Below are 18,495 nucleotides of genomic sequence, written 5' to 3' on the forward strand. Positions count from 1 at the left end.
CACGGGCCCGAACTGCGGCGCTCACCGCCACGCGGCTCAACGCTGGCAGTTCGGGCACCAGCTGGTGACGCGCGCCTGCGGGTCGTCGCCCGCGCGCACGTCGCGGCCGAAGAGTCCCCCCGCGATCGTCGTCCGGCAGCGCAGGCACGGCTGCCCGGTGCGCCCGTAGACCCAGAGCCGGCGCCCGCGCCGGTCGACGCCCGTGGTCACCCGGGCGGGCCGGTCGCGGTTCGCGACGAGGAGCCGGCGCGCGAGCGCCACCATCGCCGAGAGGTCGTGCACCTCGCCGACCGGGCGATCAGGGCGGATGCCCCGGAGGAAGCACAGTTCGTTGACGTACACGTTGCCGAGGCCCGCGAGATTGCGCTGATCGAGGAGCGCGACCGCGATCGGGGTGTCGGGCGCCGCAGCGAGCCTCGCCACGGCCTCGTCGAGCTCCGCCGGCCCCCAGCCGGGGTCGAGCAGGTCGGGGCCCAGGTATGCGAGCGCGGCCTCGTCGGCGGCGCGCGGCAGCACCTCGACGAGCCCCAGCTCGAAGCCGACGGCGACCGAACGCCCGGTCTCGAGCACGACCCGCGCGAGCCGGGCCGGCTTCGGCCAGCGCTCCCCCGGGGCCAGGACCCGCCACTCCCCCTCCATCTTCAGGTGCGAATGCACGGTGTGGGCCGGCGTGCGGATCAGCAGGTGCTTGCCGCGCGCGAGCACCTCGTCGACGCGCTCGCCCGACAGGTCGACCGTCGCGAAGGCGGGCACGCGGAAGTCGGTGCGGGTGAGCACCTCGCCCACGAGCGCCGCCCGCAGGCGCGCCGCCGCCTGGAAGACCGAGTCACCTTCGGGCATCGAGCCGCAGCCCCCTCGGCGTCTCGCTGAAGCCCGCCGCGCCGAGGGCCCGACCGAACGGCGTGCCGAGCACGAAGGCGCCGTTCACCGACTCGACGGCGATCCGCCGGATGCGGCCGCTCGTCACCGTCTCGGCGATCGCCTGCGCGGCGAGCCCGAGCCGGGTCTCGTCGTCGTCGTAGACGAGCACCGTCTTGCCGCCGCGTTCGACATAGGCGACGAGCTCGCCCTGCACGAGCACGACCATCGCGCCCGCCTTGCGGGCTGCCCGGTGCGAGCTCTCGCCCGGCGGATCGGGCCACGGGAGGGCTGCGCCGTACGCGTTGGCCGGGTCGGTCGCGGCGAGGATGATCGCAGCTGCGGGAACGGCGGGGCGGCCGGACGCGGCGGGGCGCTGGGGCGCTGGCTCGCCCTCGAAACCGGATGCCTCCTGCTCGACGAACGACCGCAGCCGGTCGACGGCCCCGGGGGCGGCGAACTGCGCTGCGCCCAGGCGTTCGACGAAGTAGCCGCGCCGCGCACGGCCCGACTCCTCGAAGCCGCGCAACGTCTTGTAGACGAGGGCGAAGCCGCCGAGCACTCCCTCGGCGACGACGGCGCCGCGCGTGACGACGCCGTATCGGTCGAGCAGGGTCTCACCGAGCGCGTGCCCGCGGCGGGTGGCGTCGCTCTCCGCCACGGGAAGCAGCGACCAGCGGCCGGCGACCGAAGGCGGTCCGGTGCGGCTCGGCATCGCACTGCGAGGCATCGTGCGACCGCGCAGCGCCCTCGCCCGCGGCATCGCGCGCTGGGTCTTGTGCGCACTGCGACCGCTGCCGACCAGCGCGCGCAGCGGAGCGGCGGTGTCGTTGGTCACGAGTCCCGACCACACGAGCGACCAGATCGCGTCGACGAGCGCCGCATCGTCGAGCGGCGCCTCGAGCGAGCCCGCCGCGCCGACCGCGTCGGCGAGCTGACGGAAGAAGAACGCCCCGCCCGAGCCGAGCGCGAGCACGACCTCGCGTTCGAGGGGCGCGAGCTCGATCTCGGGCGACCACGGCAGGGTGAGCGGCGCCGAGTCGGCGAGGTGCAGGCTCACCCAGCCGTCGTCGCCGGCGAGCTCTCCCGAACCGGCCCAGAGCACCTCGCCCGCGCTCATCAGTTCGTCGAGCATGGCCGGCGAGTAGTCGGCGACGCGGGCGGGCAGGACGAGCGACTCCCACGCCGAGGCCGGCAGGTGCGCGCCCTCGAGCTGCTCGATCGCCGAGACGACCCCGTCGACCCCGCGGAGCGCCCCGCTGCGCCCCCCGCCGACGTGCTGCCACGCGGGCAGGAACCGGGCGAGGGTGCGCTGCGGCACGGGCTCGATCTCATGGCGCAGCGCCGCGAGCGACCGTCGCCTGAGCCGGCGCAGCACCTCGGCGTCGCACCACTCGGTGGACGTGCCGTGCGGGCGGAACTCGCCCTCGACGACGCGCCGCTCGTCGGCGAGCCGTCGCAGCGCGCCCCGGGCGACCGCGATGCCGATGCCGAAGCGCTCGGCGACCCCGTCGACGGTGAACGGGCCGTGCGTGCGGGCGTAGCGACTCACCAGGTCGCCGAGCGGGTCGGCGACGTGCGACTCGAACGCGGCGGCGACGCCGGGCGGCACGGGCACCCCGAGCGCGTCGCGCAGGCGGCCGACGTCTTCGACGGCGGCGAGGTGCTCGCGGCCGGCGAACCCGACGCGCACGACACGTCGGGCCTCGACGAGCTCGGCGACCGCCGCGGCCAGCGACGCGTTCGTCGCCTCGTCGACGCGCGCGCCGATCTCGTCGACGGTGAGCGGGCCGAGCCCGCGCAGCAGGTCGGCCACACCCTCGACGCCCCGCGCCCGTCGCTCGGGGTCGAGCCGTTGCAGTTCGCGTTCGACCTCGTCGATCACGCCGGGGTCGAGGAGCTCCCGGAGTTCGACGCGCCCGAGCAGTTCGCCGAGCAGCGCCTGGTCGATCGCGAGGGCCGCCGCACGGCGTTCGGCGAGCGGAGCGTCGCCCTCGTACATGAACGCCCCGACGTAGCCGAAGAGCAGGGCGCTCGCGAACGGGCTCGGCGTCTCGGTCGTCGTCTCGACGACCCTGATCTTGCGTGCGGCGATGTCGCCCGCGACGGCGAGCAGCGACGGCAGGTCGTAGACGTCTTGGAGCACCTCGCGCAGTGTCTCGAGGATGATCGGGAAGCTCGGGTACTCGCTCGCGACCTCGAGCAGCTGCGCCGCCTTCTGCCGCTGCTGCCAGAGCGGCGAGCGCTGCCCGGGCCGGTAGTGCGGCAGCAGCAGCGCCCGCGCCGCGGACTCGCGGAACCGGCTCGCGAACAGGGCGGAACCCCCGACCTCCTCGGTGACGAGCGGCTCGAGCTCGGCGGCCTCGAAGACGAAGAGCTCGGCGCCCGGCGGATCGGCCCCGGTGTCGGGGATGCGGACGATGATGCCGTCGTCCGCGGCGATCGCGGCGCCGTCGACGCCGTGCCGCTCGCGCACCCGCGTGCCCACGGCGAGCGCCCACGGCGCGTGCACGGGCATGCCGAACGGCGAGTGCAGGATGAGCCGCCAGTCGCCGAGCTCATCGCGGGTGCGCTCGACGACGAGGGTGCGGTCGCTCGGCACGGCACCCGTCGACGCCCGCTGGTCGGCGAGGAAGCCGAGGAGGTTCGCCGAAGCATTCCGATCGAGGCCGGCCGCCGCCGCGCGGGCGAGTGCGACGGGTTCGTCGGCCGCGGCCATCTCGCGCATGAAGCCGCCGAGCGCCCGCCCGAGTTCGGCCGGTCGGCCGATCGCGTCGCCCTTCCAGAACGGGACCCGGCCCGGCTGCCCGAACGCGGGGACGACGTTGACCCGGTCGAAGGTGATCTCCTGGATGCGCCAGCTCGTCGCGCCGAGCGCGAACACGTCGCCGACACGCGACTCGTAGACCATCTCTTCGTCGAGCTCGCCGACCCGTCGCCCGGTCGCGTCGTCGCCGACGAGGAACACGCCGAACATGCCACGGTCTGGAATCGTGCCGCCGCTCGTCACCGCGAGCCGCTGCGCGCCCGGACGGCCGGTGATCGTGCCGCCCTCGCGGTCCCAGACGATGCGCGGGCGCAGCTCGCCAAAGCGGTCGGAGGGGTAGCGCCCCGCGAGGAGGTCGAGCGTCGCCTCGTACGCCGAGCGGGGCAGATGCTGGAACGGGGCGCTGCGCCGGACCGCGGCGAACCACGCCTCGACGTCGAGCTCGTCGACGGCCGCGGCGGCGATGGTCTGCTGCGCGAGGATGTCGAGCGGATTCGCCGGCACCGCGAGCGTCTCGATCTGCCCGGCGAGCATACGCTCGGAGGCGACGGCGGTGTGCACGAGGTCGGCACGGTGCTTCGGGAACATGACCCCGCGCGAGACCTCGCCGACCTGGTGCCCTGCGCGGCCGAGCCGCTGCAGCCCGCTCGCGACCGAGGGCGGCGACTCGACCTGCACGACGAGGTCGACGGCGCCCATGTCGATGCCGAGCTCGAGGCTCGAGGTCGCCACGACGCAGCGCAGCCGCCCTGATTTGAGATCGTCCTCGATCTCGGCGCGCTGCTCTTTGCTGACCGAGCCGTGATGGGCGCGCGCGACGACGGGCGGCGCCCCGCTCGTCTGCCCCGACTGCGCCATGAGCGCCGCGGGCGGCCCGCCGGCGGCCGCGGCCGCGACGAGCTCGGCGCGCTCGGTCTCTTCGAGCGCGAGCTCGTTGAGGCGCGCCGTGAGCCGCTCGGCGAGGCGACGCGAGTTGGCGAACACGATCGAGGAGCGGTGCTCGAGCACCCGGTCGAGGATCGCCTGCTCGACGTGCGGCCAGATCGATCCCGTCGCATCGTCGGAGGCCGGAAGCCGCGACATGTCTTCGACGGGCACCTCGACGCGCAGCTCGAAGCGCTTCTCGCTCGGCGGCGCGACCACCGTGACGGGCGCCGTCGCCGAGAGGAACCGGGCGACCTCGTCGAGCGGGCGCACCGTCGCCGACAGGCCGACGCGCTGCGCGGGCTCGGCGAGGAGCGCGTCGAGCCGCTCGAGCGAGACGGCGAGGTGGGCGCCGCGCTTCGTGCCGGCGACCGCGTGGATCTCGTCGATGATGACGGTCTCGACGCCGCGCAGGGTCTCGCGCGCCTGCGAGGTGAGCATGAGGTAGAGCGACTCGGGCGTCGTGATGAGGATCTCGGGCGGGCGGGCGACGAGCGCTCGGCGCTCGGCGGAGGGGGTGTCGCCCGAGCGCACCCCGACCGTGACCTCGGGCACCTCGAGCCCCAGCGCGGCGGCCGTGCGCGCGATGCCGACGAGCGGGGCGCGCAGGTTGCGCTCGACGTCGACCCCGAGCGCCTTGAGCGGCGACAGGTAGACGACCTTCGTACCCGCGGTCGCGGGGTCGGATGCCTCGTGGTGCAGCCGGTCGATCGCCCAGAGGAACGCGGCCAGGGTCTTGCCCGAGCCGGTCGGCGCGACGACGAGGGCGTGCTCGCCGCGCGAGATCGCCTGCCACGCACCGCGCTGCACCGCCGTCGGTTCGGCGAACGACTCGGTGAACCACGCCCTGGTCGCGGGCGAGAACTCCGCGAGCGCCTCGGTCATGCCCCCATTCAAGCGGATGCCACCGACGCGCGCGCCGTCCGCCGTGTCGTCGGCGGCCTCGGCCGGCGATCAACGGCCCGCGGATCACCCGCCCGCGGCGAGCGCACGGGCGACGGCGTCGACCGTGCGGCGCACCTCCGTGGCATCCGTTCGCCAATTGCTGACCGAGAAGCGCACGACCGCCCGGTCGTGCCAGCGGGAGGTCATCGCGAGCACCTCCCCCTCGGCCCAGAGGCGTTCGCTCAGCGCCTCGGTCGCGGCGTCGTCGGCGAGCGCGATGCAGAGCTGCGTGAAGACGACGTCGTTCAGCACCTCGACGCCCGGCAGCCGGCCGATGCCGTCGGCGAGCCCGCGCGCCGCCGCGGCGAGACCGTCGACGAGTTCGGCGACCCCCGTGCGTCCGAGCGCGCGCAGCACCGCCCAGACGGGCACCCCGCGCGCCCGACGCGAGAGCTCGGGCACCTTCTCATGGGGGTCGGCGCCGACCTCGGTCGCCTGCAGGTAGCTCGCGTGCATGCTGAGGGCGCGGTGCATGGCGCGGCCGTCGCGCACGATCGCGAGCCCGGAGTCGTAGGGCACGTTGAGGGTCTTGTGCGCGTCGGTCGACCACGAGTCGGCCCCGGCCATGCCCGCGGTCAGGTGCCGGAGGTTCGGGGATGCCGCGGCCCACAGCCCGAACGCCCCGTCGACGTGCACCCAGGCGCCGGCCTCGTGGGCGACGGCGATCGCGCCGCCGAAGTCGTCGAACGCGCCCGAGTGGATGTTGCCGGCCTGCAGCAGCACGATCGCAGGCCCCTCGCCCGCGGCGAGCGTGTCGCGGAGCGCGTCGACGCGAATGCGGCCCTCGTCGTCGGAGGGCACGACGATCGGCGCCCCGAGGCCCAGGTAGCGGCCGGCGAGGTCGACGGTGCCGTGCCGCTCCTCCCCCACGATGAAGCGGATGCGCGGCGCTCCCGCCAGTCCGGCCTCCTCGACGTCCCAGCCGACACGGGCGAGGACCTCGTCGCGGGCGGCCGCCATGCAGCTGAACTGCGCCATCGTCGCCCCCGTCGTGAAGCCGACCTCGCTGCCGGGCGGCAGCCCCAGCAGCTCGACGAGCCACGCGCCCGCGAGCTCTTCCGCGGCGACCGCGGCGGGCGTGATCGTGCGCAGCCCCGTGTTCTGGTCCCACGCCGACACCAGCCAGTCGGCCGCGAGCGCGGCGGGCTGGGTGCCGCCGATCACCCAGCCGTAGAACCGTGGGGACCCGATCGCGATGAGGCCCGGCTCGGCCGCGGCGGCGAGGTGGTCGATGACGGCGTCGGCGGCCTCGCCCCGCTCGGGGAGATCGCGGCCGAGACGGTCGAGGATCTCCTCGGCGCCGACGCTCGGCGGCACCTGGCGCTCGCGCACGGCGCCGAGCCACTCACGGGCGTGCAGCGCGGCGCGCTCGAGCGCCGCGGTGTACTCCGCGCCGTGGCCGCTTCGGTCTCGTCGTTCGGTTTCGGGATGCTCGGACATGGCCGCACCTGGATTCCGCGCCGTCGCGCACTCCGATCATGCTCCCGGGCGGCGCGCGGGGTCAATCACCCGAACGGGTCACCGGGCGGGATGCGCGGTCGCGGTCGCGCTCGCGCTCGCGCTCGTGCGACGTTGCCGCTTCAGCCCTCGGATGCCGCGGCGACGAGTCTGACCGAGAGCGAGTCCACGCCCGTGGCGATCGCCTCGTCGGCGGCCCAGCGGTGCGCGAGCCGGGTGGTCGTCGCATCGAGCGCCTCACGGCTGAGCCCGGCGACGAGTTCGAGCCGCACCACGAGTTCGGGCCCCGCGAGTCGCGCCCCGGGGTCGCCCGGCTCGAGCGTCACCGAGATGACCGAGAGCTCGCGCTCGATCGAACGCTCGAACGCCTCGCGCACGGCGACCGACTCGAACGGCGGCTGCCACGGCTGCGACTGCGCGACCGCCCACACGGCTGGGCGACGCAGCACGAACTCGCCCGGCGATCCGGGGTCGAGCACGACGAGCTCGGTGGCGTCGTCGGCGGCCGCGAGCGCGACCCGCACCCCGTCGGCCGGCACCGGCCGGGCGATGGGGTTCCACCGCGACATCGCCTCGACCGAGGCGAACACCGGCAGGACCGCACGACCGTCGGGACCGGCGACGGTCACGATCGAGAGCTCCTGGCTCTTGTCGACCGCGAGCCCGTGCGCCCCCGTCTCGGTGCCGCCGTCGCCGAGCTCGGCGAGCAGCGGGATCAGGAGGCGAGAGGTCGCGAACGCGGCGACGACCTCGGCCTGCCCGCCCTCACCGGCACGGAACCGGGCGATCGCCTCGGCGAGTGCCGCCGGGGCGCGGCCGTCGTCGGCCGCGTGCGGGTTCGGCTCGAACGAGCGTCCCGCCCAGGGCACGCCGGCGGAATCCGCGGCGGGCGAGGCGGGCGCCGAAGCATCCGCGCCCTCGCCCACCGGAGGCTCAGCGTGAGGCGACATCCAGCGCCTCGGCCAGCGTGAATGCGCCCGCGTAGAGCGCCTTGCCGACGATCGCGCCCTCGAGGCCGAGCGGCACGAGCTCGCGCAGCGCGACGAGGTCGTCGAGGCTCGAGACGCCGCCCGAGGCGACGACGGGGCGGTGCGTGCGGTCCATCACCTGGCGCAGCAGTTCGACGTTGGGCCCCTGCAGGGTGCCGTCCTTCGTGACGTCGGTCACGACGTAGCGGGCGGCGCCGGCGTCCTCCAGCCGCTCCATGACCTGCCACAGGTCGCCGCCGTCCTTCGTCCAGCCACGGGCGGCGAGCGTCGTGCCGCGCACGTCGAGCCCGACCGCGATCGCCTCGCCGTACTGGGCGATGACCGAGGCGGCCCACTCGGGGTTCTCGAGCGCAGCAGTGCCGAGGTTGATGCGCTTCGCACCGATCTCGAGGGCGTGCTCGAGCGACTCGTCGTCGCGGATGCCGCCCGACAGCTCGACGTTGACGCCCCGGACCTGCCGGATGACCTTCTTCAGGATGCCGCCGTTCGAGCCGCGACCGAACGCGGCGTCAAGGTCGACGAGGTGGATCCACTCGGCGCCCTGATCGGCCCAGTCGACGGCCGCGTCGACCGGGTCGCCGTAGCTCGTCTCGGTGCCGGCTTCGCCCTGGGTCAGACGCACGGCCTTGCCGCCGGCGACGTCGACTGCGGGAAGCAGCACGAGGCCGGGGGTCTTGTTGAACTCACTCATCACTGTCCTCGTTCGCGGAATGCCGCCGGGAATCGACGGTCGGCACAGTCACAGAATCCTAGTCGCCCTCAGCTTGCGCGACGTGTTCGTGACGGTGCGGGGTGTCGGCAATCGTCAGCCGAGCGTCCCGATCCAGTTCGACAGCAGCCGGATCCCGGCCTCCGCCGACTTCTCGGGGTGGAACTGGGTGGCCGACAACGGCCCGTTCTCGACGGCGGCGAGGAACGGCGCACCGTGCTCCGCCCACGTCAGCTTCGGCACCGGGAACGGCGGCATGACGTCGAGCGACCACTGCTGGGCCGCGTAGGAGTGCACGAAGTAGAAGCGCTCGCCTTCGATGCCGTCGAACAGGGTCGACCCCGCATCGGGGACGACGGTGTTCCATCCCATGTGCGGCAGCACCTCGGCCGGGAGCTCGGTGACGACGCCCGGCCACTCGCCGAGCCCCTCGGTGTCGACGCCGCGCTCGACGCCGTGCTCGAAGAGCACCTGCATGCCGACGCAGATGCCGAGCACCGGGCGGCCGCCCGAGAGCCGCCGGTCGATGATCTCGTCGCCGCGCACCGCGCGCAGCTGGTCCATCACCGCGGCGAACGCACCGACGCCGGGCACGAGCAGGCCGTCGGCCTCGCTCGCGGCACGGCGGTCGGCCGTGATCTCGACCTCGGCGCCGGCCGCCTCGAGCGCCTTCGCCGCCGAGTGCACATTGCCCGAGCCGTAGTCGAGCACCACCACGCGACGCGTGCGGCTCACAGCGCGCCCTTCGTCGACGGGATTCCGGTGACGAGCGGGTCGAAGGCCTTCGCCTGGCGGAACGCCCGGGCGAACGCCTTGAACTCGGCCTCGGCGATGTGGTGCGGGTCGCGCCCGGCGAGCACGTTCACGTGCACGGTCAGGCCCGCGTTGTACGTGATCGCCTCGAACACGTGCCGCACCATCGAACCGGTGAAGTGCCCGCCGATGAGGTGGAACTCGAAGCCGGCCGGCTCGCCCGTGTGGACGAGGTACGGACGCCCCGAGATGTCGACGACGGCCTGCGCGAGCGCCTCGTCGAGCGGCACGAGCGCGTCGCCGTAGCGCGAGATGCCGCGCTTGTCGCCGAGGGCCTGACGGATCGCCTGGCCGAGCACGATGCCCGTGTCCTCGACCGTGTGGTGCACGTCGATGTGGACGTCGCCCGAGGCGCGCACCGTGAGGTCGGTGAGCGAGTGCTTCGCGAACGCCGTGAGCAGGTGGTCGTAGAAGGGCACGCCCGTCTCGATGTCGCTCGCACCCGTGCCGTCGAGGTCGATCGACAGGTCGATGCTCGATTCGCTCGTCTCGCGCTGCACGCGCACCGCGCGGTTCTGGGTCTGGCCGCTCATGCGTCGATCCTATTCTCGGTGGAGGTGGGCGCCCCGCCGTCGGTGCCGGGCCCGGAGGTTTGCTCGTGGTCGCGCGTGTGCTCGCGCTCGGCGTTCGGCGCGAACACGGCGATCGCCTCGAGGAATGCGGTCGTCTCGGCCTCGGTGCCCGCGGTCACCCGCAGGTGACCGGGGATGCCGAGTTCGCGAATGAGGATGCCGCGGGCCAGCAGCGCCTCGAAGACGGCGTGCGGGTCGTCGACGCCGCCGAAGAGCACGAAGTTCGAACCGCTGCGGTGCGGTGCGAAGCCGAGCCGCGCGAGATCGACGACGATGCGTTCGCGCTGACCGCGGATCTCGTCGACCATGGCGAGCATCTCGCCCGAGTGCGCGAGCGCCCCGAGCGCGGCCGCCTGCGTGAGCGCCGAGAGGTGGTACGGCAGCCGCACGAGCCTGAGCGCGTCGATCGTCGCCGGGTCGCCCGCGAGGTAGCCGACGCGTGCCCCGGCGAAGGCGAAGGCCTTGCTCATCGTGCGCGAGACGACGAGCCGCGGCCGGCCTTCGAGCAGGGCGAGCGCGCTCGGCGTGCCCGGGTCGGCGAACTCGAAGTACGCCTCGTCGACGATCACGATGCCGCGCGCCGCGTCGGCGACCGCCCGGATCGTGTCGAGATCCAGCGGAGTGCCGGTGGGGTTGTTCGGGGCGCACAGCAGCACGAGGTCGGGGTCGTGCTCGCGCACCGCGGCGACGGCCGTCTCGGGGCTGAGCTCGAAGTCGTCGTCTCGGGCTGCGGCGATCCACTCGGTGCCCGTACCCGCCGCGAGCAGGGCGTACATCGAGTAGGTGGGCGCGAAACCGAGCGCGGAGCGCCCGGGCCCGCCGAACGCCTGCAGCAGGTGCTGGAGCACTTCGTTCGAACCGTTCGCGGCCCAGATGTTCGCGGCGCCGAGACCGTGGCCGAGGTACGCCGCGAACGCTTCGCGCAGCGCGGTGAACTCGCGGTCGGGGTACCGGTTCAGCGTGAGGATCGAGGCGGCGACCCGGGCGACGATGTCGTGCGCGACCGCCTCGGGGATCGGATGCGTGTTCTCGTTGACGTTGAGCGCCACGGGGACGGCCTTCTGCGGGGCGCCGTACGGCGTGCGACCGCGGAGGTCGTCGCGGATGGGGAGATCATCGAGACTCGTCACCGAACCATGCTAGCCACGCGGGGCTGCGTGCCCGGCGCGTGCGACCCCGTATGACCGCCGTTCGCCGCTACTGCGACGCCGGGATGGCGAGCTGCTGGCCCGGCACGATCGTCGCGCCGTCGAGGCCGTTGATGCGCACGATCTCGGCGATGGTGTCGCGGGGGTCGGCGGAGGGGGCGACCGCCTCCGCGATCTCCCACAGGGAGGCGCCGACGTCGACCGTGACGTACTCGAGGGCGGCCCCGCCGCCCGCGACGTCGGCCGCGGCGCCGCCCGCCCCGAGCACGAGGACGAAGGCCCACACGATGAGCGGGATCGCCGCGAGCGTCGTGAAGACGAAGCGGCCTCGGGAGGTCAGGCGCAGACGGGTGCGAACCACCGCGCCCTCGCCGTCGGCGGACCCGACGGCGCGCAGGGGCTCGGAACGGTACTGGACCGGGGCGTACCCGCCGGTCATGGTCACTGCGCTCATCTCACACCTCCTGAGTGAGTTCGTACCCGACCCTCGGCCGGGAGGGCCGGATACGAATCTCTGTTCCGAACATATCTTCGAATGTTTTCGAAGTCAAGCACCCGGACCGCGAGGAAACTCGTGCACGAATACCCGACACACTCGAACGAATGTTTGCCGCACCCCTGCGAGGCGGATACAGTTTCGAATGTCTGGAACAAGTGGAACAGGCACCACCGACATCCGATCGCGCGGGCGATCGCAACGAGGGGCGGAGACCGTGGGCGACAACGACGTGCGTGACATCGGAAGGGCGCGTCGACGCAAGAGCCTCAGTGCCAAGCAGCTCGCCATCCTCGAGGTCGTCCAGCGTTCGGTCTCGAGCCGCGGCTACCCGCCGAGCATGCGCGAGATCGGCGACGCCGTCGGGCTCTCCTCGCTCTCGAGCGTCACCCACCAGCTCAACCAGCTCGAGCTCGCGGGCTACCTCCGCCGCGACCCCAACCGCCCCCGTGCCCTCGAGATCCTCATCGAGGTGCCCGGCCTCGACGACCGCACCCCGGCGCCCGGCGAGACGAGCTCGGCGCCCGTCGGCGACGCCGCCATGGTTCCGCTCGTCGGCCGCATCGCGGCAGGTGTCCCGATCACGGCCGAGCAGCAGGTCGAAGAGGTGTTCCCCCTCCCCCGCCAGCTCGTCGGCAAGGGCGAGCTGTTCATGCTGAAGGTCGTCGGCGACTCGATGATCGACGCCGCGATCTGCGACGGCGACTGGGTCGTCGTGCGCGCCCAGCGCACCGCCGAGAACGGCGAGATCGTCGCCGCCATGCTCGACGGCGAGGCGACCGTCAAGGTCTTCCGCCAGCGCGACGGCCACACGTGGCTGCTCCCCCGCAACAGCGCCTTCGAACCGATCGTCGGCGACCACGCCGAGGTGCTCGGCAAGGTCGTGTCGGTGCTGCGCGCGGTCTGACGCAGACCGAGGCGCGCAGGCCTGCGCCGCGAGCGCGGCGCGCTCCGGCCACGAGACACGACGAAGGGGCGGATGCCGCGCAGCACGCGGCATCCGCCCCTTCTGTTCGCTCGGCTAGCCCGCGAGCGCCGGCTGGGCGCGCTCGGCCAGCTCCGCGCGCACCGCGCGCGTCGCCTCGAGGATGTTCTCGAGCGAGGCGACCGTCTCGTCGTAGCCGCGGGTCTTGAGCCCGCAGTCGGGGTTCACCCAGAGACGCGCCGCCGGGATCTCGGCGACCGCGCGCTCGAGGAGCGCCTGCACCTCGGCGGTCGACGGCACGCGCGGCGAGTGGATGTCGTAGACGCCCGGGCCGATGCCGTGGTCGAAGCCGCTCGTCGCGAGGTCGTCGACGACCTCCATGCGGCTGCGGGCCGCCTCGATGGAGGTGACATCGGCGTCGAGGTTCTTGATCGCGTCGATGACGACGCCGAACTCCGAGTAGCAGAGGTGCGTGTGCACCTGCGTCGCCGCCGCCGCACCCGCCGTGGCGAGCTTGAACGAGCCGACCGACCAGTCGAGGTACGCGGGCTGGTCGGCGAGCTTCAGCGGCAGCAGCTCGCGCAGCGCGGGCTCGTCGACCTGGATCACCTGAATGCCGGCCTGCTCGAGGTCGGCGATCTCGTCGCGCAGGGCGAGCGCCACCTGGCGGGCGGTGTCGCCGAGCGGCTGGTCGTCGCGCACGAACGACCAGGCGAGGATCGTCACGGGACCCGTGAGCATGCCCTTCACCGGCTTCGGCGTCAGCGACTGCGCGTACGACGACCACTCGACCGTCATCGGCGCCGGCCGCGAGACGTCGCCCCAGAGGATCGAGGGGCGCGTGCACCGCGAACCGTACGACTGCACCCAGCCGTGCTCGGTGACGGCGAAGCCGTCGAGCAGCTCGGCGAAGTACTGCACCATGTCGTTGCGCTCGGGCTCGCCGTGCACGAGCACGTCGAGGCCGATCTCCTCCTGCAGGCGCACGACGCGCTCGACCTCTTCGCGCATGAGCTGCGCGTAGCCGTCGGCGTCGAGCTCGCCCTTGCCGAGGCGCGCGCGGGCACGACGGATGTCGCTCGTCTGCGGGAACGAGCCGATCGTCGTGGTCGGCAGCTCGGGCAGCTCGAGCGCGGCCTGCGCGGCGACGCGCGTCTCGTAGTCGCCGCGGTCGAAGTCGCCGTCGGTGAGGGCGGCGAGGCGATCGCGCACGGGGGCGACGCGCACGCCGGGTGCGCCGCTGCGGTCGGCGAGGGCGGCGGATGCCTCGGCGAGCTCAGTTTCGATCACCTCGCGGCCGTCGGCGAGTCCGCGTGCGAGGGTCGCGACCTGCGCGACCTTCTGGTCGGCGAAGGCGAGCCACGAGACGAGGCGGGCGTCGAGGGCCCGCTCGTCGGTGACGTCGTGCGGCACGTGCAGCAGCGACGTCGAGGTCGACACGGCGACGCTGCCCGACAGGCGCTGCACGGCCGCGACGCGGTCGAACGCGGCGGCGAGGTCGCCCCGCCAGATGTTGTGGCCGTCGATGACGCCGGCGACGAGGGTCTTCGCGGCGAGCGCCTCGGCGGTGACGGGGTCGAGGCCCTCGGGCAGGGTGCCGCGCACGAGGTCGAGCGAGATCGCCTCGACGGGCGTCGCGGCGAGCACGGGAAGTGCGTCGTCGAGCGAGCCGTACGGCGCCGCGACGAAGATCGCCGGGCGCTCGTCAGCGGCGCCGAGCGCGTCGTACGCCTGCGCGGCCGCCTCGAGCACGCGGGCGCGCGGCTCGTCGATCGACTCGCTCACGAGGGCGGGCTCGTCGAGCTGCACCCACTCCGCGCCGGCACGGGCGAGCTCGGCGAGCAGCTCGGCGTACACCGGCACGAGCTCGGCGAGGCGCGAGATCGGGCGGAAGCCCTCGGGGGCGTCGTCGGCGGCCTTCGCGAGGAGGAGGAAGGTCACCGGGCCGACGATCACGGGGCGGGTGACGAAGCCCTGCGCCTTCGCCTCGGCGAACTCGCCGAGGATGCGCTCGGCGTGCAGCGAGAAGTCGGTGTCGGGGCCGATCTCGGGCACCAGGTAGTGGTAGTTCGAGTCGAACCACTTCGTCATCTCGAGGGGGGCGTCGTCGCCCACGCCGCGGGCGATCGTGAAGTACGCGCCGAGGTCGACGGTGCCGCCCTCGCCGAGGAAGCGGGCGAAGCGCGTCGGCACCGCACCGACCGCGACGGCGGCGTCGAGCACCTGGTCGTAGAACGAGAACGACTCGGGGATGGCCGATCCGGTGCGGTCGAGCCCCTGTGCGGCGAGGCGCTCGCGGGTCGCGGCGCGCAGCTCGGCGGCGGTCGCCTCGAGCTCGGCGGCGTCGATCGTGCCGGCCCAGAACGCCTCGACGGCGCGCTTGAGCTCACGGCGGCGGCCGATGCGGGGGTACCCCAGGATCGTGCCGGTGGGGAAGGCGGGTGCGGTCATCGTGCGGTGTTCCTCTCATTGACGAGCTGTGGTGAGACTCCGAGGCCGAGCCGGGCGAGCACGCCCAGCACGGCCTCGTGACGGTTGAAGGTGTAGAGGTGGAGACCCGGTGCGCCGCCCGCGAGCACCTCGCCCGAGAGCCGGGTCGCGAAGGCGACGCCGAGCTCGTGCTGCGCCTCCGCGTCGGGTTCGATCTCGAGGTCGATGGCGAGCTCGGCCGGCGCGTCGACGCCCGTGAGCTCGGCGAGGCGCGCGAGGCGGGCCGGGGTGGTGACGGGCATGACGCCCGGCAGGATCGGGATCGTGACGCCGGCCGCGCGGGCGCGCTCGACGTAGCCGAGGTAGTCGTCGGCGTGCCAGAAGAGCTGGGTGATCGCGAGGGTCGCGCCGGCGATCTCCTTGGCGAGGAGGGCGTCGACGTCCTGGTGGGCGCTGCGCGAACGCGGATGCCCCGTCGGGAACGCCGCGACGGCGACACGCTCGGGCCTGGGCCGCTCGCGGATGCGGGTCGCGCCCGGTACGCCGGGAACGCCGACCTGGGCGAAGGGCTCGCGCTCCTCCTGCACCCGGTGGATGAGCTGCACGAGCTCCGCGGCGCTGCCGAGGTCGCCGATGCCGGCGTCTGGGCCGGCGCCGGTCGGCGGGTCGCCCCGGAGCGCGAGGAAGCCCGTCACGCCGGCGTCGAGGAACTCGCGCACGAGCCGGTTCGCCTCCTCGTGCGAGGAGCCGACGCAGGTGAGGTGCGCCATCGGCTCGACCGCGGTGTGCTCGAGCATGTAGCGGAGCACCGTCAGCGAACGGTCGCGCGAGGAGCCGCCGGCGCCGAACGTCACCGAGATGAACGCCGGGTCGGCCTCGGCGAGCCGGTCGATCGTGCGGCCGAGCGCGAGCGCCGCGGCGTCGGAACGCGGCGGGAACAGCTCGAACGAGATCGGCGGGCGCGTCCGGCCGGCCGCGTCCGAGAACTCGGATCCGGTGGCTGCCATGGGACTCCTGCGTGGCGAGCCGAGGTCGGCTGAGGCACGGCAGGCCGCGCCCCACGCCGACGACGGCGGGTGGGTCTCGCGGGCGGGTGCCGGGCTCGGCGGTCGCTCCTGGTGCCCGGCATCCGGCCGTGCACCGACGATCAGGAGCGACGATACGCGCCGATCGCGGCGCCCGGGCCTCTATGACGCGAGGTGACGCAGGGTGACGCCGCGCGGCCGGCAGGACGGCCGCGCGGCGATCGGTTCAGGCTCCGACGGCGTGCGAGAACACGGCCAGCTGGGCCGAGAGCTCGGGCGAGACGAGCGCGCGCACGCGCGTGCCCTCTTCGAGGTAGTCGACCGAGAGGACGCGGCCGGTCTCGTGCAGCGTCGAGACGACGTCGCCCCGGTCGTACGGCACGACGAGGTCGATCTCGACGGCGGGGTCGGGCAGCATGCGCGTGATCGCCGCGAGCACCTCGTCGATGCCCTCGCCCGTACGGGCGGAGGCGAACACGGCGTTCGGTTCGAGCCCGCGGAGCACCAGCCGGTCTTCGTCGGTCACGAGGTCGGCCTTGTTGAAGACGATGAGCTCGGGGATGTCCCGTGCCCCGACTTCGCCGATGACGTCGCGCACCGTGGCGATCTGCCCGGCCGGGTCGGGGTGGGCCGCGTCGACGACGTGCACGATGAGGTCGGAGTCGCCGACTTCTTCGAGGGTCGACCGGAACGCCTCGACGAGCTGGTGCGGCAGGTTGCGCACGAAGCCGACCGTGTCGGCCAGCGTGTAGACGCGGCCGTCGGCGGTCGTGTTGCGGCGCACCGTCGCGTCGAGGGTCGCGAACAGGGCGTTCTCGACGAGCAGGCCCGCACCCGTGATGCGGTTGAGCAGGCTCGACTTGCCGGCGTTCGTGTACCCGGCGATCGCGACCGACGGGATCGCGTTGCGCCGGCGGTTGGCCCGCTTCGCGTCGCGTGCCGGCTTCATGCCGGCGATCTGCTTGCGCAGCTTCGCCATGCGCGAGTGGATGCGGCGGCGGTCGAGTTCGATCTTCGTCTCACCTGGGCCGCGCGAGCCCATGCCGGCACCGGCCGAGCCGACCTGGCCGCCGGCCTGACGCGACATCGACTCGCCCCAGCCGCGCAGGCGCGGCAGCAGGTATTCGAGCTGGGCGAGTTCGACCTGCGCCTTGCCCTCGCGGCTCTTCGCGTGCTGGCTGAAGATGTCGAGGATGACGGCGGTGCGGTCGATGACCTTCACCTTGACCGCGTCCTCCAGCGCACGCCGCTGACTCGGGGCGAGCTCGGTGTCGGCGACGACCGTGTCGGCGCCGAGCGAGGCGACGATGTGCCGCAGCTCCTCGACCTTGCCGCGGCCGAGATAGGTCGACGGGTCGGGGTGGGGCCGGCGCTGCAGCACGCCGTCGAGCACCCGCGCACCGGCCGTCTCGGCGAGGGCGGAGAGCTCGCGGAGCGAGTTCTCGGCGTCGTCCTGCGAGCCCTGCGAGTACACGCCGATGAGCACGACGTTCTCGAGTCGCAGCTGCCGGTACTCGACCTCGGTGACGTCCTCGAGTTCGGTGGAGAGCCCGGCGACGCGGCGGAGCGCTGCGCGCTCTTCACGGTCGAACTGCTCGCCGTCGGTGTCGGCGCCCTGCGCTCCGGCCGCGCCCTGCGCCATGAGCGCCTCGGCGGTGCCCGGGCCGAACCGGGTCACCCCGGCCTTCGTCTCAGCGCCGCGCAGCACCCGCTCGACGGCGTCGTCTGCGGTGTTCTGTTCGGCTTCATTCATCACGTTCAAGACTAGTTCCAATCGCTGCGATAGGTTCGCTGTATGGGTTCCGACCACTATTTCTCCGCGTCTCCGTCGAGCAGTTCGCGCACCCGCACCATCCGCGCGAGCCTCGCCGGCCGCGAGGTCGAGCTCACCACCGCCGGCGGCGTGTTCAGCCCCGAACATCTCGATCAGGGCACCCGGGTGCTGCTCGACGCGGTGCCCGCTCCCCCCGCCTCGGGCGACCTGCTCGATCTCGGCTGCGGTTGGGGCCCGGTCGCGCTCTCGCTCGCGCTCCAGTCGCCGGATGCCACGGTCTGGGCCGTCGACGTCAACGAACGAGCGCTCGAACTCACCCGCCAGAACGCCGCACGACTCGGTCTGCACAACGTCAACGCCGTGCTGCCCGACGATGTTCCCGAAGCGGTGCGCTTCGCCGCGATCTGGTCGAACCCGCCGATCCGCGTTGGCAAGGCCGAGCTGCACGGGCTGCTCGGCCGTTGGCTGCCCCGACTCGACACGGCGAGCGACGGTGCGGCGTGGCTCGTCGTCGCGAAGCACCTCGGCGCCGAGTCGCTGCAGCGCTGGATCGGCACCGAGCTCGGGCTCGAGGTCGAGCGCGCCGCGAACTCGAAGGGCTTCCGCGTCCTGCGGGTCGCGCACGCGGCATCCGCTTGACGCTCGACGAGCCCGCCTCGCGG

Annotated in this window: 14 protein-coding genes; 2 read left to right on the forward strand and 12 right to left on the reverse strand. The window is 73.5% G+C overall.

The window, feature by feature from the left end; genetic code table 11:
- Positions 1–36: 36 nt before the first annotated feature.
- The 9 genes from ACFVTX_RS12275 to ACFVTX_RS12315 form a co-directional block, all read right to left on the reverse strand.
- Positions 37–840 carry a DNA-formamidopyrimidine glycosylase family protein gene (locus tag ACFVTX_RS12275; protein WP_386900457.1) on the reverse strand — a complete coding sequence of 268 codons (804 nt, stop codon included), beginning with the start codon at positions 838–840 and terminating at the stop codon, positions 37–39.
- Positions 827–5,434 carry an ATP-dependent helicase gene (locus tag ACFVTX_RS12280; RefSeq protein WP_386900459.1) on the reverse strand — a complete coding sequence of 1,536 codons (4,608 nt, stop codon included), beginning with the start codon at positions 5,432–5,434 and terminating at the stop codon, positions 827–829. Before ACFVTX_RS12280 ends, ACFVTX_RS12275 begins: the two co-directional genes overlap by 14 nt.
- Before the next feature lie 84 nt (positions 5,435–5,518).
- The gene (locus tag ACFVTX_RS12285) at positions 5,519–6,934 is read right to left on the reverse strand and encodes a pyridoxal phosphate-dependent decarboxylase family protein (protein WP_386900461.1); all 1,416 of its coding nucleotides are present in this window, start codon (positions 6,932–6,934) and stop codon (positions 5,519–5,521) included.
- Positions 6,935–7,074: 140 nt separating this feature from the next.
- Positions 7,075–7,902, reverse strand: coding sequence for an SseB family protein (locus tag ACFVTX_RS12290; protein ID WP_386900463.1), 828 nt, complete (start codon positions 7,900–7,902; stop codon positions 7,075–7,077).
- Positions 7,886–8,632, reverse strand: coding sequence for a bifunctional 1-(5-phosphoribosyl)-5-((5-phosphoribosylamino)methylideneamino)imidazole-4-carboxamide isomerase/phosphoribosylanthranilate isomerase PriA (gene priA / locus ACFVTX_RS12295; RefSeq protein ID WP_386900465.1), 747 nt, complete (start codon positions 8,630–8,632; stop codon positions 7,886–7,888). Before priA ends, ACFVTX_RS12290 begins: the two co-directional genes overlap by 17 nt.
- A gap of 114 nt (positions 8,633–8,746) precedes the next feature.
- Positions 8,747–9,385: an imidazole glycerol phosphate synthase subunit HisH gene (hisH, locus tag ACFVTX_RS12300; RefSeq protein ID WP_386900467.1), complete on the reverse strand. Its 639-nt coding sequence runs from the start codon at positions 9,383–9,385 to the stop codon at positions 8,747–8,749.
- Positions 9,382–9,996, reverse strand: coding sequence for an imidazoleglycerol-phosphate dehydratase HisB (hisB, locus tag ACFVTX_RS12305; RefSeq protein WP_386900469.1), 615 nt, complete (start codon positions 9,994–9,996; stop codon positions 9,382–9,384). The genes hisH and hisB overlap by 4 nt, the downstream gene beginning before the upstream one ends.
- Entirely contained in the window at positions 9,993–11,165 is a 1,173-nt protein-coding gene (locus ACFVTX_RS12310) for a histidinol-phosphate transaminase (RefSeq protein WP_386900471.1), read from the reverse strand. Before ACFVTX_RS12310 ends, hisB begins: the two co-directional genes overlap by 4 nt.
- A gap of 67 nt (positions 11,166–11,232) precedes the next feature.
- Positions 11,233–11,637, reverse strand: coding sequence for a LysM peptidoglycan-binding domain-containing protein (locus ACFVTX_RS12315; protein ID WP_386900473.1), 405 nt, complete (start codon positions 11,635–11,637; stop codon positions 11,233–11,235).
- Between the two features lie 259 nt (positions 11,638–11,896).
- Between ACFVTX_RS12315 and lexA the strand changes: the two genes are divergently transcribed.
- Positions 11,897–12,586 carry a transcriptional repressor LexA gene (gene lexA / locus ACFVTX_RS12320; protein WP_386900475.1) on the forward strand — a complete coding sequence of 230 codons (690 nt, stop codon included), beginning with the start codon at positions 11,897–11,899 and terminating at the stop codon, positions 12,584–12,586.
- Between the two features lie 114 nt (positions 12,587–12,700).
- On the opposite strand, the gene metE is transcribed toward lexA, so the two are convergent.
- From metE to hflX, 3 genes are all read right to left on the reverse strand, one after another.
- A complete protein-coding gene (gene metE / locus ACFVTX_RS12325; protein WP_386900477.1) occupies positions 12,701–15,055 on the reverse strand; it encodes a 5-methyltetrahydropteroyltriglutamate--homocysteine S-methyltransferase in 2,355 nt (784 codons plus the stop codon).
- Positions 15,052–16,041 carry a methylenetetrahydrofolate reductase gene (locus tag ACFVTX_RS12330; protein ID WP_386900479.1) on the reverse strand — a complete coding sequence of 330 codons (990 nt, stop codon included), beginning with the start codon at positions 16,039–16,041 and terminating at the stop codon, positions 15,052–15,054. The genes metE and ACFVTX_RS12330 overlap by 4 nt, the downstream gene beginning before the upstream one ends.
- Positions 16,042–16,285: 244 nt before the next feature.
- Entirely contained in the window at positions 16,286–17,812 is a 1,527-nt protein-coding gene (gene hflX, locus ACFVTX_RS12335; protein ID WP_386900481.1) for a GTPase HflX, read from the reverse strand.
- Between the two features lie 42 nt (positions 17,813–17,854).
- Between hflX and ACFVTX_RS12340 the strand changes: the two genes are divergently transcribed.
- Positions 17,855–18,472, forward strand: a complete 618-nt coding sequence (locus ACFVTX_RS12340) for a class I SAM-dependent methyltransferase (protein WP_386900483.1) — start codon at positions 17,855–17,857, stop codon at positions 18,470–18,472.
- Positions 18,473–18,495 lie beyond the last annotated feature (23 nt).

This window comes from Agromyces sp. NPDC058136, assembly GCF_042884375.1.
Classification (GTDB): Bacteria; Actinomycetota; Actinomycetes; order Actinomycetales; family Microbacteriaceae; genus Agromyces.